This window comes from Acidithiobacillus sp. M4-SHS-6 (assembly GCF_047421495.1).
GTDB lineage: Bacteria > Pseudomonadota > Gammaproteobacteria > Acidithiobacillales > Acidithiobacillaceae > Acidithiobacillus.
Map to the genome: position 1 here is coordinate 666241 of NZ_CP175559.1, position 15666 is coordinate 681906.

Consider the following 15666-nt stretch of genomic DNA (forward strand, 5'->3'; position numbering starts at 1 on the left):
TTTCCGTTGCGCTTGTCCAACATACGCCTTGGTATGTTATACTGGTCAGCGTTATGTCGTTTATTGTTCACCGACTTTATAGCCGTCAGGCGGAGGATTGATATTATGGGCGTTCCTTTAATTCAGAGCTACAGGGTGGGTCGCTACATCATTTCGCAAAAGCTGCGGGGGCGTAAGCGTTATCCTTTGGTTCTGATGCTGGAGCCGCTGTTCCGCTGCAATCTGGCTTGTGCCGGTTGTGGGAAAATCGATTATCCCGACGATGTCCTCGATAAACGCCTGTCTGTGGAAGAATGCATTGCTGCGGCCGAAGAGTGCGGCGCTCCCATCATTTCCATTGCGGGTGGCGAACCCCTGATTCACAAGGATATGCCGGAAGTGGTAAAAGGCCTGATAGAACGCAAACGCTTCGTCTATCTGTGTACCAATGCGCTGCTCCTGAAAAAGCGCATGGATGATTATGCACCTTCTCCCTATCTGACTTTCTCGGTGCATCTGGATGGCAATGCGCATCGCCATGATGATTCCGTCTGTCAGCCGGGTACCTACAAGCGTGCGACGGCAGCTATCCGGGAAGCGGTCGAAAAAGGCTTTCGGGTGACGGTCAACTGTACGCTTTTCCAGGGCGAAGGCGCGGAGGAAGTGGCCAACTTTCTGGACGATTGCAAAGCCCTGGGGGTAGAGGGAGTGACCATTTCACCCGGATTCAACTATGAACGGGCTCCCCAGAAGGAAGTGTTCATCCAAAGGCGGGCCTCCCGGCAGTTGTTCCGGGATATATTTCGCTTGGGGAAGGAACGCCAGGCCAAATGGGCTTTCAACCAGTCCAGCTTGTTCCTCGACTTTCTGGCGGGCAACCAGAACTACCAATGTACGCCCTGGGGCAATCCTACCCGGAATATTTTTGGCTGGCAGAAACCCTGTTATCTGCTGGTGAGTGAAGGCTATGCCCAAACCTACAAGGAAATGATGGAAACGACTCCCTGGGATCAGTACGGCGTAGGGGTGAATCGCAAGTGCGATCAGTGCCAGGTGCATTCCGGTTTTGAGCCGACGGCGGTCAATGATACCTTTGTCCATCCCTTGCGTGCCCTGAAAGTCGCCTTGCGTGGGCCCCGTACGGAAGGGCCGATGGCGCCGGACATGCCGACCATGCCCCCCTCGCAAGGGCCGAATCATCCGGTATTCCCGCTGCGGGTGGAACGTTAACAGAGGGTTATATGCACTTGAAAAATAGTTTGTTGCTGTCAGCGATCCTGGCCTTGGGTATGACCCCGCTCATGCCCGCTTGCGCCTCTACAACAGCGGCTGCCACTTCCGCCGGTGCCGCAGCGACCAAGGCGATGACACCCCGAGCCACCATAGATGCCCTGGATGCCGCCTTGCTGAAGGCTATGCAGGGGGGGAGAAAAATCGGTTATCATGGCCGTTATGCCATTGTTTCTCCTGTAATCCGTAATGTCTATGATTTCACGCGAATCGCCAGCCTGACGCTGGGAAACTACTGGTCCAGTCTGAGCCCGGCGCAACAGAAAACTTTTGTGGAGGTGCTGGCGGATTACACAGTGGCCACCTATGCGGCCCGCTTCGATAATTATGAAGGGGAGCGTTTTGCGATAGTCAGCAGCCAAACCCTGCAGCCGGGCACCGAGGGAGTATTCAGTACCCTGACCATGCACAATGGTAAGGTCCATCGTTTTGACTATTTGCTCCAGCAGCAGGATGGGCAATGGCGCATCGTCAATGTGGTGGCTGACGGGGTGAGCGATCTGTCCCTGAAGCGTGCGGAATATACGGAAACCATGAAAAACAAGGGATTTTCTGCCTTGGTTGCCCATTTGAAAGCGCAAATCGCCCGTGATACCAACGGGAAGTCGTGATGACACGGTGGCCTTTTCTGCTGGGAGCCGCCTTTGCCACATCGGTGTTGGCTTTATCGGGCTGTGCCACGGTGCATGGCCCGGGATCGGATACATCGGCACCAAGTCGGCCACCGCTGCAGGCCGTCAATCATGCCATGTTCCATCTGAACATGGGGCTCTATGATTATGTGCTGGAGCCCGTATCTACCGGATACAAGGCGGTGACTCCGGGTTTTGTGCGGACCGGGGTCAGTAACGTTTTTTCCAATATTGACATGCCTTATATTTTTATCAATGATTTCCTGCAAGGACGAGTTCAGCTAGGCATGGAGAGTCTGAGCCGTTTTCTGGTGAACTCCGTGTTTGGTCTGGGTGGTTTGTTTGATGTGGCCGACAAGCTGGATCTCCCCATGCACGATAACAGTCTGGGGGTGACTCTCGGAGTCTGGGGGGTGCCCCAGGGTCCCTATCTGGTATTGCCCTTCTATGGACCCAGCTCCCTGCGGAGTCTGCCCGGCCTCGCCATGGTCGTATTTACGGGTCCAGCTTATTATGTCACCAGTACCCCTGCGCAATATGCCATGACCGGGATGGGAATCATCAATACCGGCTATGTGGATGGCCCGAAAATCCGTATGGTTCAGCAGGCGGTAGATCCCTATCTGTTCATGCGCAATGCCTGGGAGCAGCACGAACAATATCTGATCAGTGGCGGGGTGGTGAGTAAAAGTCAGTTGCTGGAAGGTTTGTCCTTGCCCCCGGCTGATTCGTCTGCAGCGCCGCCCGCGGCAACCGAATCCACACCCCATACCAAAAGGAAGCATTGATATGGCTTTTGATCAGGATACGGTACGTCGTACCGCGCATCTGGCCCGCATGGCCTTACCCCAGGAAGAAGTGCCTGAGGTGGCCGGGCAGCTGGAAAAAATCATGGCGCTGGTGGAAGAATTGCGGGCCATTCCTACCGAGGGAGTGATCCCCATGGCTCATCCCCTCGATCTGGAGCAGCCACTGCGACCGGATCAGGTGTCCAGCCGGAATGAACGTCAACGCCTGATGGCCAGTGCCCCTGCTGCTGAGCATGGGCTTTTTCTCGTTCCCAAAGTCATTGAATAACAGGAGCCGGACTTGGATCTCCACGATTTATCCCTGCACCAGCTCCGCGAAGGCCTGCACAAAAAGGACTTCTCCGCCCTTGAGCTGACCCAGACGCTCCTGCAGCGCATCCATGCCCTGAATCCGCAACTCAATGCGTTTATTACGGTGGCTGAAGCTGCGGCGCTGGAATCTGCCGCTCGGGCGGATGCGCGTCTGGCCAAAGGCGAAAGGGGTCCTTTATTGGGCCTGCCCATGGCGCACAAGGATATTTTCTGTACGGCCGATTTGCCGACCACCTGCGGTTCCAAGATGCTGGAAAATTTTATCGCCCCCTATAGCGCGACGGTTGTCGAGCGTCTGGCAGCGGCGGGAATGGTGATGCTGGGCAAGCTGAACATGGATGAATTTGCCATGGGTTCCTCCAACGAAACCAGTTATTTTGGGCCGGTGCATAATCCCTGGAATGTGGAAATGGTGCCCGGCGGCTCTTCTGGGGGGTCAGCAGCGGCTGTGGCGGCGGGGCTGGTGCCGGTGGCTACAGGTACCGACACGGGTGGTTCCATTCGCCAACCCGCCGCCCTTTGTGGCATTACGGGAATCAAGCCAACTTACGGCCGGGTTTCCCGTTTTGGCATGATTGCCTTTGCTTCCAGTCTGGATCAGGGCGGGCCGATGGCCCGTTCCGCGGAAGATTGTGCCTTGCTGCTGGATGCCATGGCCGCCCATGACCCTCGGGATTCCACCAGTCATCCGGCGGCGGCCAGTGACTTTTTGCGCGGTCTGGATCGGCCGCTGCAGGGTTTGCGAGTGGGCGTTCCCGAGGAGTTTTTTGGCGAAGGGCTGGATCCGGAGGTGGCAACTGCCGTGCAGGCCGGGATTGACCAGTTGGCCAGGCAGGGGGCATCCATTCAGCCCATTCGCTTGCCCAATAATTCCCATGCAGTCAGTACCTACTATGTTCTGGCCCCAGCCGAGGCCTCCAGCAACTTGTCGCGTTTTGATGGGGTACGCTACACCCATCGCAGCAACGCGGTGGAAAATCTGGAGGACCTGTACTGCAAAAGTCGTTACGAAGGTTTTGGCGCAGAAGTGCGGCGCCGTATTCTGGTGGGAACCTATGTGCTTTCCGCAGGTTATTACGATGCCTATTATCTCAAGGCCCAGCAGGTGCGTAGCCTGATACGCGAGGATTTTCGCCGCGCTTTTGCCGAGGTGGATGTGATTGTCGGGCCTACAACCCCGGGGCCTGCCTTTGCCCTGGGTGCCAAAAACGCCGACCCGGTTGCCATGTATCTGGCCGATATTTACACCATCGCCGTGAATCTGGCGGGAATTCCGGCGCTCAGTCTTCCTTGTGGATTTACCCAGTCGGGACTGCCCATCGGGATGCAATTGATGGGGGATTATTTTGCCGATGATCTCCTGCTCAATGTGGCCCATCGCTATCAACAGGAAACCGACTGGCATCTGGCGCGGCCTCCGTTGAGGACGAGGGAGGCATGAGTATGGATTGGGAAGTGGTGATCGGCCTGGAAGTACATGCCCAACTGAACACAGCCACCAAAATCTTTTGCGGATGTTCCACGGCTTTTGGCGCGGAGCCCAACAGCCATACCTGTCCGGTATGTCTGGCCATGCCCGGTGCCTTGCCGGTGTTGAATGCCGCTGCGGTGGACAAGGCCATTGCCCTGGGTCTGGCTGTTGGTGCACATCTCAACCGGCAGAGCATATTTGCCCGCAAAAACTATTTTTATCCCGATTTGCCCAAGGGCTATCAGATCAGTCAGTACGAGTTGCCCGTGGTCGGGCAGGGGCAGTTGACCATACAGTTGGCCGATGGCACTGAAAAAGTCATCGGTATTACCCGAGCCCATCTGGAAGAGGATGCCGGTAAGTCTTTGCATGAGGCTTTTGTCGGTCAGTCGGGCATTGATCTGAACCGCGCCGGAACGCCATTGCTGGAAATTGTTTCGGAGCCCGACATGCGTTCTTCGGCGGAGGCGGTGGCTTATCTGAAAAAGCTGCATGCCCTGGTGCGTTACCTGGAAATTTGCGATGGGAACATGCAGGAAGGCTCCTTCCGCTGTGATGCCAATGTTTCCCTGCGCCGTCCTGGAGCGCCTTTTGGCACCCGGGCGGAAATCAAGAATCTGAACTCTTTCCGGTTCCTGGAAAAAGCCATCGAGTTCGAAATCCTGCGGCAGAAGGATATTCTCGAAAGCGGGGGCAGCATTGTTCAGGAAACCCGTTTGTATGATGCCAATCGGGATGAAACCCGCTCCATGCGCAGCAAGGAAGAAGCCAACGATTACCGTTACTTCCCCGATCCTGATTTGTTGCCGCTGGTATTGGATGAAGCGCGCATTAAAAAAGTGCGGCAAAGTCTGCCCGAATTACCCGATGCCAAGCGCGAGCGGTTCATGCAGCAGTATCAATTATCCGCCTATGACGCCAGTGTGTTGACGGCAGGACGTGATCTTGCCGATTACTACGAAGTGGTGGCGGATGGTGTGGAAGGTAAACTCGCCGCCAACTGGGTTATGGGTGATTTGCTTGGCGCCCTGAACAAGGCAGGTATTGAAATTCAGGATTGCCCGGTGCCTGCCGAAAAGCTCCGCCTGCTGGTGCAGCGCATCGAAGACAAAACCATTTCCGGGAAAATAGCCAAGGATATATTCGAGGAAATTTTTCATCAGGGTGGTGAAGTGGATGCCATCATCGATAGTCGTGGCTTACGGCAGATTACCGACGTGGCCGCCATTGCCGCGATGGTGGACGCCATTATCGCGGCCAATCCCCAACAGGTGGCGGGTTTCCGCGCTGGCAAGGATAAATTGTTAGGCTTTTTTGTGGGGCAGGTGATGAAAGCCAGCCAGGGCAAGGCCAATCCGGATCAGGTCAATGCCTTGTTGCTGGAGCGTCTCCAGAAAACCGATTGAGGTGATATCCGGTCAGTAAAAAGGGCACCTGCAGCAGTGCCCTTTTCCGAGTTGAAACTACCGTGTTTTCAGGAAGCCGGAACAGTGGCAGGCACTTCCTTGACCAGTTTCAGGAATTCCGCAAAAGGCCCCATGTTTTCCATGGCTTCCATTTTCGGACCCTTGAAGTTGAGGCGGCCAAACATCATGGCCATCATGGGCGAGCCCATGTGGTGCCAGTCGTGGGTAGTTGCCCACATTTTGTAATCGTAGTTGTAGTTGAGGTCTGTGAACTTGATTGCGCCACCATAAACACATTCAGCCTTGCCGTCCTTGGCGGCAATTTCGAGCTGAATGGGGGGGGTGCCTTTCATGCTGGAGTCCGAAACTTCCATGACTTTATAACCCTTGCCACCGTTGTTTTTGATCCAGGCACCCGCGAGTTTTTCCGTCAACGTCGGATTGTTATTCCAGGCAGTGCAGAGCTCCTTGGCCCAGGCCGTGGACATGAAAGCAGGTGTTGTTGCAGTGCTTGCGGCGCTGCTGTCAGTCGCAGCAGTACTGGAATCTGCCGCCATTGCCATTGTCGAACCTGCGAGACCCAGTCCCAGAATAGCCACCATCGTCATTTTTTTAAACATCGACCTCTCCTCCGCCATATGATTGCAGCGCTCCCAACGAGCGTTTCTGGAGTATATACCGATTTTTGTCAGCGGGAACCAAGGTATTTTTAATTTGGTGATAAACAAGTAGAAATTTAGCATATAAGGATTTTTGGATTTTCTGTCATTTCTGCCATTCCCATTTTTATGGGCTTTGGGTACACTCCTCCGGCACGGAGGTGTGGCAGAGCGGTTGAATGCACCGGTCTTGAAAACCGGCAGGGGTTCGCGCCCCTCGTGAGTTCGAATCTCACCGCCTCCGCCAATTTACGGAGCAACAATATCATTTTCATCCGTTGCTGCTGTGCGGCCATCATTGCCTGGGCTATAACTCGATGGAATAAACCTTCCGGGAAGGGGAATATGAGCTATACTTCTGGAAGAAGTATCAACAATCCATTGGAGGTGCGAATGAGTGTGCTCAGCCAAATTGATGGTGCTCTGGTCAAGTTTTTTGAGGGGTCGCCAGGTGAGTGCTGTTCTACTTTTTTTCATTACCATTCATAAAGCTTGCTACTTTCCCACACCTCGTGTGCTGAGCGCCCTAATGCGCTAATTCTTGCGCACCCCTCAACGGGCCAGACCATGGTGGCGCCCATGCCCGGCTAGTTTGAATAGCGCTTGATACTTACGATTGCTGGCTAATTTTTGACCTCCTCAACATTCTGCAAAAACGGTGACATTCTCTGCGGGAAATTTACGGCCCTCTTTTTTCAGGGAAAAATAGAGGTGCAGATAGAGGTGACAGGAACACCAGCGCGTAGAGCAATTGCTGCATGCTGTTCCCGACAAATCGCTCTATCAGCCCGCCAGGCAGATCTTGCCGAGGAATCGGTGGAAGGATGATGGCCCCCTCGGCCCGCCAAAGAGGGGTGCGAACAAACGCCTCACGCCACCATAGCCGCCATCGGGCCAGGGTACGTTTGGAAATGCCCAACAGGGACCGCAACTTGTCATGCTGGGCTTTCTTGGCCTTTCCAGGCTGCAGGACGGAGATCAGCAGCATACTGGTCATTGCGTATCGCCTTCTGCCAAAGAACCGCACCGAAGGCGGCGTTACGCGCTTACGGCAGGTTTCGCAACAGAAGCTGTGCCGATGTACCAAGACGGGTGCTTTCCCGGATTCACCACGGAGCAGCCGAGGAAAGCGGGCACTATGGAGCTTGCCGCCACAATAAGGACATCCTTTCGACTTTCTTTCTTCCGCCAGTTGCAGATCCATAGCGGTCACTGTGGCCTGCCATTTTGCGCTCTGTGCCAAATGTAACACCTTTATGCACCCCTTCTTTCTGAGCCGAAGACAGACCATAACTTTCTTCCAATCTTCTTTTCAAGAGAATTGATACGTAACAGTTACAATGATCACCATCAGCTATGGGCCATGACTACCGCCCCTCACGCTACTTGACCGTCAGGGCATCCAAAACCATCAATATCTTTGGCCATACTCACGAAATGTCTAAGAAATTGTTTTTTATTCCGATTCTGGGCGCTGTCCTGTGTCTGCCGGCCGGGGTTGCCCTCGCAGCAGATGCGCCCCCCGCTGTCGGGCAGGTTCAAAACCCGATGATGTACGGCAGCCAGTTGATGACCCCCCAGGAGCGTGCGGAGTATCGCGCTAAATTGCGTGCGGCCAAGACTATCCAGGAACGCGAACAGATACGTCAGGAACACCACAAAGAAATGATGGAACTGGCCAAGAAAAGAGGAGTGACCTTACCCCCCGTACCGCCCGCAGGCGGCGCAGGCATGGGCCCCGGCCGTATGAATGGCGGTGCCGGTATGGGTCCCGGTGCGGCGGGCATGGGTCCTGGTGCCGGAAAGATGGGAGCCGGAGCGGGCCGTGGAATGGGTGCCGGTCCGCAGCGTTAGGGGCAGCCCGCCCCTGGGCGAAAAAGTTAAGCCCGGGCGGCGGCTGGTTTGCTCCTCACCACGTCCCGGGTGGACGTGATGAGGAGCAAAGTTCCGTTCTGTAAGCACTGGCGCCCATGTCGATGCTGCTGACGGGCAAGAGGTCCATTGACGTTGTTTTTTTCGACTGGCGGAAAACGTAGGTCAAACCGCTGGGTACAAAATTGCTGAGTGCTGGAATTATCCCCAGGCTCCTGATGCCCGACCTGGCCGCAGGGAATGCCCAGTACTGTAACTCCCTCATATTCTCCGTCAATGCTCCTTCCCTGCATATCATAAAACGCGCTCATTTATCAGTAATTCCGAGATTTCTTTGGAATCCCTGGCAGCCCAGGAAAGGAACAGTTCCTGCACCTGCTTGTAAAGCAGTTTTTTGATCACGACAGACCTTTCCCCATTGCTTCTACGCATATCATGATTTGCGGGTAAATCTATCCATCAATGCATCTGTTAATAATATAACTAATAAATAATATTCAATTTATCCACTTTTAATGAACAAAAGCGGGCCATAGATTTTTTATTGTTGTTCTACAGTAAATAGTAATGTATATATCGCATAACACTATCCAATAACAATGAGATCAGAAGGTTATTGTGGGCTAAATTAACTCGTAACCTACTGATAGTTTGGGTAAATGGTATTTGTGTCGTAGAAGTTTAGTACCTTTTTCTAATAAATACCTCATTGAAGGAGAGGTGCATATGTTGAAGAAAGTCAAGCCAGTTCATTGGCGTTATTGGGCGCTCGCTCCGCTACTGCTGTTGCTGAATGGCTGCGCAAAGCATTCCGTCTGGTGGATATTCAATCCTCAGGGTGTGGGTGCCAAAGCCAGTTATGATTACATGATGATTGATGTGGCGGTCATGCTGAGCATCGTCGGTATTACCGCTATTTTGATTGTCTGGTTCATGTGGAAGTATCAAAAAGGCAAAAATCGCGGGAGTTATGACGGAAAGTGGGAACACTCCGGTAAACTGGAGTTTGCATTCTGGGGTATCCCCATCGCTGCCGTGGCTTTTTTATCCTGGGCGGTAGCCATACATGGCAGCTTTGCGGTCAACCCGTATAATCCTACGGCCATCACCAAGCATATGAAACCCCAAGGCGATCCCATCGATATCGATGTCATCGCGACGGATTGGCAGTGGTTATTCATCTATCCCCAGTTTCATAACATGGCCGTCGCCAATGAACTGGTGGTCCCCGCCCACACTCCGGTATTTTTCAAGCTGACTTCTACCGCGGTGACAACCGATTTTTTTGTGCCGCAACTGGTGGGGATGATTGATGTGATGCCGGGCATGCGTACCAAGGACGCTCTGGAAAGCAATAATGTCGGCACCTATCAAGGCATTGCCGCAGATTATTGTGGCGCAGGCACTTCGTGGATGCTTTTCAAAACCCATGTGCTCAGCAGGGCCGATTTCAAACAATGGGCCAAAGGGGTTGAAAATAGCCCGAACACCATGGATTACGCACAGTTCAATCGCTTTGCGGCTCCTTACATCAATGTAAAGGATAAAACCCCGGTATATGGGCATGTGGAAGATGGTCTTTTCAATCATTTGCTACTCGAGGTCATGAACGGCAAAAAATGGCCTTTGCCCATGTTCATGACGGAAAACATGTTTCACTACCTAAAGTTGCAGGCGGCTGAACATCGTGCCTGAGATAAACTGAGCTGCAATGGAGAACTGTTATGCTGGTTAACGTACCTGGACCTTGGAGTCCACTGCTCGGACGGCTCGCCTTGTCCGAGATTCCCTATACCAATCCCATTCTGGCACCGTTATTTGTGGTGATCGTGCTGGCTGCAATCGCGATTGCAGGGGCCATTACCTATTACGGTAAATGGGGTTATCTCTGGAAAGAATGGTTTACCACCGTAGATCACAAGAAGTTGGGCATCATGTATATCGTTCTCGGTTTGATCATGCTGTTCCGGGGATTTATCGATGGCCTGATGATGCGGACCCAGCAAATGCTGGCGGTGGGGCCCGGACATAATGGCATGCCGGTCATGGGGGCCATTCATGGTTATCTGACCCCCTTTCACTTCGGACAGGTCTATAGTGCCCATGGATTGATCATGATTTTGCTGGCAGCGACACCGTTGCTGGTCGGGATCATGAATATCATCGTTCCCTTGCAAATCGGGGCCCGGGATATGGCTTTCCCCTACCTGAATGCCTTGGGTTTCTGGATCACTACGGCAGCCGTATTTCTGATCATGCTTTCCTTGTTTGTGGGGGACTTTTCCCATAATGGCTGGTTCGGCTATGCGCCGATTTTCGAGTTGGCTTACAGTCCAGGAGTCGGGGTGGATTACTGGATCTGGACCATTGAGCTGGTGGCATTGGGTACCACGCTCGGCAGCATTAATTTTCTGGCCACGGTCGTCAAAATGCGGGCACCCGGAATGACCTGGAGCCGCCTGCCCGTTTTCACCTGGTCAGCCGTTTCGGCCAATATTATTGCGTTGACCTCCTTTCCCTGCTTGCAGGTGGCATTGGCCCTGGTGGGTGCGGATCGTTATCTGGGTACCCACTTTTTTACCGCAGGTTTCGGCGGTAACCTGATGCTGTATACCAATCTGTTCTGGCTTTGGGGTCATCCCGAAGTGTATTTCGTGATTCTTCCAGCCTTTGGCATGCTTTCAGAAATCATTCCGGCATTTTCTGAAAAGCCGATCTTTGGTTATGTGGCCATGGTGCTGGCGACCTTCGCCATTGCCGGGGTGTCCTGGATCGTTTGGCTCCATCACTTTTTCACCATGGGTATGGGACCCTATGTGAGTACGGAGTTCAGTATCGCGACCATGCTGGTGGGTATTCCTACGGGTGTGAAAGTCTTTAACTGGGCCGCCACCATGTATAAAGGCAGAATCACCTATACGGCAGCCATGCACTGGGCTCTGGGCGCTTTGTTCCTGATCTTGATTGGCGGACTGACCGGCATGATGTTATCCATACCGGCCATCAACTATATGGTCCATAACAGTGTCTTTGTCGTGGCCCATTTTCATATGATGCTGCTGAGTATTGTGTATGCGGTGTTCGGCGCGGTGATTTTCTGGTTTCCCAAGGTTTTTGGTTTCAAGCTCAATGAAGCCTGGGGGAAAATTATGTTCTGGTTGTTCAGTGCCGGAACCTTTCTGGTGTTTTTCCCGATGTTCATGCTGGGTTTCATGGGCGAAACCCGGCGTCTGGATTGGCCGTTCAATCCGCAGTGGGCATCCTGGTTCGATATCCAGGAACTGGGTATTGCGGTGTATGTGCTTTCGGTGCTGGCCTTTCTCTGGATGGTGTATGTCAGCTTGCGGGATCGCGCGGAAAATCGGGTGGGTGCCGATGCCTGGGGGACTTCCCGGAGCCTGGAATGGATCACCGATTCACCGGTCCCTTTTTACAATTACGCGATGGTCCCCCATGTGAATCATCGAGATGAAGCGGCCTGGCGTCGTGAACACGGTTTTTCAGAAACTCGGCCCGATCACTTTGCCGCTATTCATATGCCCAATAATACGGGAATAGCGGTTTATATCGGCGCGCTGACTTTTGTGATCGGTTTTGGCCTGACCTGGCGGATATGGTGGTTGACCGTGGCGGCCTTGGTCTTGACGGTGTTGGTCATGATTTATCGCTCGGGTAAGGGCGATCCCGGTCACATCATATCCGCGGAAGAAATGGAAAAACTGGATCGTGAATCCCGGCAGAAAATGGCCGATGGTCTTGAGCAGCTCCCCAGAGGGGGCGGTTATACCGGCGGCACGGTAACCGCTTATTCCGCTGAAGCGGGTGATCCCGGATCACAGGGTACTCCACCGGGAAATTCACGGCCTTGGGCATGAATCGTCGCCATAGCGTGACGGTATCTCTGCTGTCACGCATTTCCACCGCATTGAATAAAGGAGTTGTTTATGAGCTCTGCGCATGATAAGCCCGTGAATCCAGACCAGGTGGTCCTGTGGTCGGATGATTATGAGGGTCATGATGTTATTTCTACGCGGACCTTCGGGTTCTGGATGTATATTCTCAGTGACGGGATGTTGTTTGCGACACTGTTTGCCGCTTATGGCGTGCTGAGTTATCCCCACAGTTATTATATGGGGCCAACGCCCGCCCAGTTTGTGGCACCCTGGTATACCTTCATTCAGACCATGGCCTTGTTTTTGAGTGTGCTGGCCTATGGGTTTTCCATGGCTTCGCTAAAAACCGGCAGTAAAGTCGGCGTGATCAACGGCATGATTGCCTCCATGGTTTTGGGGATCGTTTTTGTCGGTCTGGATATTCACGATGTAGTACGCATGATCGGCATGGGGGTGACCCCGGAAGTCAGTGGCGGGCTTTCCGCCTTCTACGCGCTGACCCAGGTGCATTCTGCTCATATTTTTGTCGGCCTGATCTGGATGCTGGTGATGTTGTATCAAATCCTGAAAAAAGGCTTTACCGAGGAGGTGGTGGGCAGACTCATCAGCCTGCGCATGTTCTGGCAATTCCAGGCGGTCATGTGGGTGTTCATCTATGTGTTTGTTTACTTGTGGGGGTATATGTCATGAGTCATGGTCACAGCAATCCGCTGCAACATCCGGAAGTACAAATGGCGAGCCGCACGAGCTATCTGGCAGGATTTGTCATTGCCTCCCTGTTGATGCTGGCCGCCACCATTCTGGTGAGTGGCCAGGTACTCCCGCCCTTTGCGTTGTTACTCACCATCATGGGTTGTGCCGGTCTGGCGGCCATTGCCCAGATTTATTTCCTGCTGCACATCGACATTTCCGAGCATAACATCTGGAACACGGTGGCTCTGGTCATGTTCATTCCGCTATTTATCATCACTATCGGCTTGACTTGGTGGATGTTCTCCCAATTGTACCTGCGGACCATGCCCATGATTCCGGGTATGCCCGGCATGCATTGAGGGTGATCCCATGAGCGAGCCTATTGTCAGACAGACCGCCGAACTGGGCGGGGCAGGAGGAAGTGGGCAAATCCCCCACGCGGTTGAAGGGGAGCTGACCCCGGTGGTGCGGCTGATCGGCCGGGTGATCACGTTGCTGCTGTTGTTGTCGGTAGCGGCGGGGCTGTGGCAGGGTTTCGGCAGTCACGGTCTGTGGACCGGGGTGGTGAACGGCCTCCAGGCCAGCGAAGTGGGTTTTGCCATGGTGCTGATCCTGCTGGGCAGCATTGTGGAAGGCTTTGGTTATGGTCTGTCCCTGGGGACGAAATGGCCCTACACCCGCAACATTGTGCTGTTGATGGTCCGGGGAGACCCCGAAGCCGCCCACCGGGTGGTGGCCACGCTGGTGGGGCTGGTGGCCCTGGCGCTGGTGATCCTTGCTCCCGGTATCGGTACCATCAGCGGCTTGACCCTGATTGTGGTGACCGCCTTGTTCGGGATGGGCACTCTCTATGTCCTGGCGGGCCGGGTTCCGGCCTTCGTCCACGGCATGCACGGCCTGCTGGCCTACGGGGTATTCCTGATCTACCTCACCGGTCTGGCCTATCCCGGCCTCGACTTCTGGACCTATCTCGGCGCCATGGGTGCGCTGCACGCCTTGCTGCTCGCCGTTTTTCTCGGCGGCATGACCACCGGGCAACGGGGCTTTGGTAGCGCCATCGGTGCCTTCGTGCAACCTAAAAAAGCCTCGCAATGGACCGTTGCCGCCCACATCGCCGCCGGGCTGATCCTGGTCGCCACCCTGGGCTACCTGATGCCCGCCTATCCCATCGCCTTTTACCTGGCGGTCGGCCAGTTCGCGGTCGGATTTTTACTTTTTCACGCCGTCAGCCTCAAACCCAAAGACCCCGGTGTCCTGGTCGCCTTTCACCAGAGCATGGTGTTGCTCATGGCCCTGGCGATCGTCCTGGTCTGGCGCTGAGACACGGCCTCAGGAACCGATCATGAAAAGCTCCCTTATCACGCCCACTCCCCGCGGCCCGGAGGACCTTCTCCCCGTCGCGGGCGCGGAAGGTCTTCAAAACCGTTTCCGCCCTGGTCTCCTGCTCCATGACCTCTGGGTTCTGGCCAAGGCCCGGGTGGTCTCCCTGCTCGTATTCACCGCTGCGGTCGGCGAGATTCTTGCCCCCCACGCCCTGATGCACTGGCAGGCGGCCTTGGCCGGACTGCTGGGCATTGCCCTGGCGGGTGGAGCCGGCGGCGTGCTCAACCAGATCGTCGAACCGGGGTTGGACCAGCACATGCGTCGCACCCTGCACCGGCCCCTGGCCGAAGGCCGCATCAGCCGCCGTGGCGCCATCCTCTACGCCATTCTGCTGATGAGTGCCGCCATCGCCATTCTCGCCTGGGGCACCAATCCCCTGACCCTGGTCCTCACCCTGGCGGGAACCGTCGGCTACGGCGTGGTCTACACCCTCTACCTCAAGCCCAGCACTCCCTGGAACATTGTCTGGGGTGGGCTGGCGGGGGCCTTGCCGCCCCTGATCGGCTGGACCGCCATCACCGGCAGCCTGGCCGTTCTCCCGGTGGTGCTGGTACTGCTGGTCTTTGTCTGGACGCCGGCCCACTTCTGGCCCCTGGCCATCAACTGCCGGCGCGACTACGCCAAGGCCTGCATTCCCATGCTGCCCTGCACCCACGGCATCGACCGCACCCGGCGGGAAGTGCTCAACTACGCCGTCCTCACCTGGGTAGTGAGTCTGGTCCCGGCCTTCCTTACCGGCGACTGGATCTATGGCGGGATTGCCTGGCTTTCGGGGGCCTGGTTTGTGGGCATGGCCCTGCGCCTCAAGGCCCTGCCTGAAGGACCGGAAATGGACCAATACGCCCGCAGCATGTTCGCCTATTCCATCTCTTACCTGTTCTTGCTTTATACCGGGCTTATTCTGGGCCGATTGCTGATCGGGTGACGGCAGGGCGTGTACACTTATTAGCCTGTGTGCACTTATCGGGACCAAGCCCGAGGGTCGCTGTGCCATCTGGACCAATCAGGGCAGGAACCATGAATTATCGAGAAAGTGTTACAGAGGTATGGTGCCCTGACTAGCTGTTGTGGCAAAGCCTCCCCCCATTCTTCGTGAAAGCAACCCACTGTTTGGTCGAATAAAAAATCCAATAGATGCAGCTGCCAGGAATTCTTGGGCGGTGCCGGGAAGGTTTCTGCGGCTTAGGCATGTAGTTTGCTAAAGACTCATTGGTTTATATCTGAAGGCTTCCCTGAAAAATTCAGGAAAATAATGGTCGAGGTATTG

The 15666-nt window shown here is 54.7% G+C and carries 16 protein-coding genes and 1 tRNA gene; 14 read left to right on the plus strand and 3 right to left on the minus strand.

The genetic code is table 11. The features are described from left to right. The first annotated feature begins 105 nt into the window (after positions 1-105). From hpnH to gatB, 6 genes are read left to right on the plus strand one after another with little or no spacing between them, the layout of a single operon-like run. A complete protein-coding gene (gene hpnH / locus ACJU26_RS03365) occupies positions 106-1209 on the plus strand; it encodes an adenosyl-hopene transferase HpnH (RefSeq protein ID WP_414041139.1) in 1104 nt (367 codons plus the stop codon). 11 nt (positions 1210-1220) lie between these two features. Further along, positions 1221-1880 carry an HpnM family protein gene (locus tag ACJU26_RS03370; protein WP_414041140.1) on the plus strand — a complete coding sequence of 220 codons (660 nt, stop codon included), beginning with the start codon at positions 1221-1223 and terminating at the stop codon, positions 1878-1880. After that, complete coding sequence (locus tag ACJU26_RS03375) at positions 1880-2689, plus strand: VacJ family lipoprotein (protein ID WP_414041918.1); 810 nt, start codon at positions 1880-1882, stop codon at positions 2687-2689. The genes ACJU26_RS03370 and ACJU26_RS03375 overlap by 1 nt, the downstream gene beginning before the upstream one ends. A gap of 1 nt (position 2690) precedes the next feature. Beyond that, positions 2691-2978, plus strand: coding sequence for an Asp-tRNA(Asn)/Glu-tRNA(Gln) amidotransferase subunit GatC (gene gatC / locus ACJU26_RS03380; protein ID WP_414041141.1), 288 nt, complete (start codon positions 2691-2693; stop codon positions 2976-2978). A 12-nt stretch (positions 2979-2990) separates the two neighbouring features. Beyond that, positions 2991-4463: an Asp-tRNA(Asn)/Glu-tRNA(Gln) amidotransferase subunit GatA gene (gene gatA, locus ACJU26_RS03385; protein ID WP_414041142.1), complete on the plus strand. Its 1473-nt coding sequence runs from the start codon at positions 2991-2993 to the stop codon at positions 4461-4463. A 2-nt stretch (positions 4464-4465) separates the two neighbouring features. After that, the gene (gene gatB, locus ACJU26_RS03390; protein ID WP_414041919.1) at positions 4466-5899 is read left to right on the plus strand and encodes an Asp-tRNA(Asn)/Glu-tRNA(Gln) amidotransferase subunit GatB; all 1434 of its coding nucleotides are present in this window, start codon (positions 4466-4468) and stop codon (positions 5897-5899) included. Positions 5900-5967: 68 nt separating this feature from the next. Here the strand turns inward: gatB and ACJU26_RS03395 are convergent, their stop codons facing one another. Then, positions 5968-6519 carry a hypothetical protein gene (locus ACJU26_RS03395; protein WP_414041143.1) on the minus strand — a complete coding sequence of 184 codons (552 nt, stop codon included), beginning with the start codon at positions 6517-6519 and terminating at the stop codon, positions 5968-5970. Between the two features lie 196 nt (positions 6520-6715). Between ACJU26_RS03395 and ACJU26_RS03400 the strand changes: the two genes are divergently transcribed. After that, a tRNA-Ser gene (locus ACJU26_RS03400) sits at positions 6716-6805 on the plus strand. Between the two features lie 432 nt (positions 6806-7237). On the opposite strand, the gene ACJU26_RS03405 is transcribed toward ACJU26_RS03400, so the two are convergent. Then, positions 7238-7555 carry a hypothetical protein gene (locus tag ACJU26_RS03405; RefSeq protein WP_414041144.1) on the minus strand — a complete coding sequence of 106 codons (318 nt, stop codon included), beginning with the start codon at positions 7553-7555 and terminating at the stop codon, positions 7238-7240. Between the two features lie 440 nt (positions 7556-7995). Here ACJU26_RS03405 and ACJU26_RS03410 point away from each other — a divergent pair, with 440 nt between their 5' ends. Further along, positions 7996-8412 carry a hypothetical protein gene (locus ACJU26_RS03410; RefSeq protein ID WP_414041145.1) on the plus strand — a complete coding sequence of 139 codons (417 nt, stop codon included), beginning with the start codon at positions 7996-7998 and terminating at the stop codon, positions 8410-8412. A gap of 26 nt (positions 8413-8438) precedes the next feature. Here ACJU26_RS03410 and ACJU26_RS03415 read toward each other — a convergent pair whose 3' ends face one another. Further along, on the minus strand, positions 8439-8741 hold the full coding sequence (locus ACJU26_RS03415; RefSeq protein WP_414041146.1) for a hypothetical protein: 303 nt from the start codon (positions 8739-8741) through the stop codon (positions 8439-8441). A gap of 415 nt (positions 8742-9156) precedes the next feature. Here ACJU26_RS03415 and ACJU26_RS03420 point away from each other — a divergent pair, with 415 nt between their 5' ends. The 6 genes from ACJU26_RS03420 to ACJU26_RS03445 all read left to right on the plus strand — a co-directional run bounded on the left by ACJU26_RS03420 (position 9157) and on the right by ACJU26_RS03445 (position 15324). Continuing rightward, entirely contained in the window at positions 9157-10125 is a 969-nt protein-coding gene (locus ACJU26_RS03420) for a ubiquinol oxidase subunit II (protein ID WP_414041147.1), read from the plus strand. 29 nt (positions 10126-10154) lie between these two features. Then, a complete protein-coding gene (locus ACJU26_RS03425) occupies positions 10155-12305 on the plus strand; it encodes a cbb3-type cytochrome c oxidase subunit I (protein WP_414041148.1) in 2151 nt (716 codons plus the stop codon). Between the two features lie 69 nt (positions 12306-12374). Further along, entirely contained in the window at positions 12375-13013 is a 639-nt protein-coding gene (locus tag ACJU26_RS03430) for a cytochrome c oxidase subunit 3 (RefSeq protein ID WP_414041149.1), read from the plus strand. After that, a complete protein-coding gene (locus ACJU26_RS03435) occupies positions 13010-13375 on the plus strand; it encodes a cytochrome o ubiquinol/quinol oxidase subunit IV (RefSeq protein ID WP_414041150.1) in 366 nt (121 codons plus the stop codon). The genes ACJU26_RS03430 and ACJU26_RS03435 overlap by 4 nt, the downstream gene beginning before the upstream one ends. Positions 13376-13385: 10 nt before the next feature. Continuing rightward, a complete protein-coding gene (locus ACJU26_RS03440; RefSeq protein WP_414041151.1) occupies positions 13386-14336 on the plus strand; it encodes a cytochrome C oxidase assembly protein in 951 nt (316 codons plus the stop codon). 22 nt (positions 14337-14358) lie between these two features. After that, positions 14359-15324: a heme o synthase gene (locus ACJU26_RS03445; RefSeq protein ID WP_414041152.1), complete on the plus strand. Its 966-nt coding sequence runs from the start codon at positions 14359-14361 to the stop codon at positions 15322-15324. The last annotated feature ends 342 nt before the right edge of the window (positions 15325-15666 follow it).

Coding starts and splice junctions, on each gene's coding strand:
- hpnH (WP_414041139.1), top strand. CDS start 106: ATGGGCGTTCCTTTAATTCAGAGCTACAGGGTGGGTCGCTACATCATT.
- ACJU26_RS03370 (WP_414041140.1), top strand. CDS start 1,221: ATGCACTTGAAAAATAGTTTGTTGCTGTCAGCGATCCTGGCCTTGGGT.
- ACJU26_RS03375 (WP_414041918.1), top strand. CDS start 1,880: ATGACACGGTGGCCTTTTCTGCTGGGAGCCGCCTTTGCCACATCGGTG.
- gatC (WP_414041141.1), top strand. CDS start 2,691: ATGGCTTTTGATCAGGATACGGTACGTCGTACCGCGCATCTGGCCCGC.
- gatB (WP_414041919.1), top strand. CDS start 4,466: ATGGATTGGGAAGTGGTGATCGGCCTGGAAGTACATGCCCAACTGAAC.
- ACJU26_RS03395 (WP_414041143.1), bottom strand. CDS start 6,519: ATGTTTAAAAAAATGACGATGGTGGCTATTCTGGGACTGGGTCTCGCA.
- ACJU26_RS03405 (WP_414041144.1), bottom strand. CDS start 7,555: ATGACCAGTATGCTGCTGATCTCCGTCCTGCAGCCTGGAAAGGCCAAG.
- ACJU26_RS03410 (WP_414041145.1), top strand. CDS start 7,996: ATGTCTAAGAAATTGTTTTTTATTCCGATTCTGGGCGCTGTCCTGTGT.
- ACJU26_RS03415 (WP_414041146.1), bottom strand. CDS start 8,741: ATGAGCGCGTTTTATGATATGCAGGGAAGGAGCATTGACGGAGAATAT.
- ACJU26_RS03420 (WP_414041147.1), top strand. CDS start 9,157: ATGTTGAAGAAAGTCAAGCCAGTTCATTGGCGTTATTGGGCGCTCGCT.
- ACJU26_RS03425 (WP_414041148.1), top strand. CDS start 10,155: ATGCTGGTTAACGTACCTGGACCTTGGAGTCCACTGCTCGGACGGCTC.
- ACJU26_RS03430 (WP_414041149.1), top strand. CDS start 12,375: ATGAGCTCTGCGCATGATAAGCCCGTGAATCCAGACCAGGTGGTCCTG.
- ACJU26_RS03435 (WP_414041150.1), top strand. CDS start 13,010: ATGAGTCATGGTCACAGCAATCCGCTGCAACATCCGGAAGTACAAATG.
- ACJU26_RS03440 (WP_414041151.1), top strand. CDS start 13,386: ATGAGCGAGCCTATTGTCAGACAGACCGCCGAACTGGGCGGGGCAGGA.
- ACJU26_RS03445 (WP_414041152.1), top strand. CDS start 14,359: ATGAAAAGCTCCCTTATCACGCCCACTCCCCGCGGCCCGGAGGACCTT.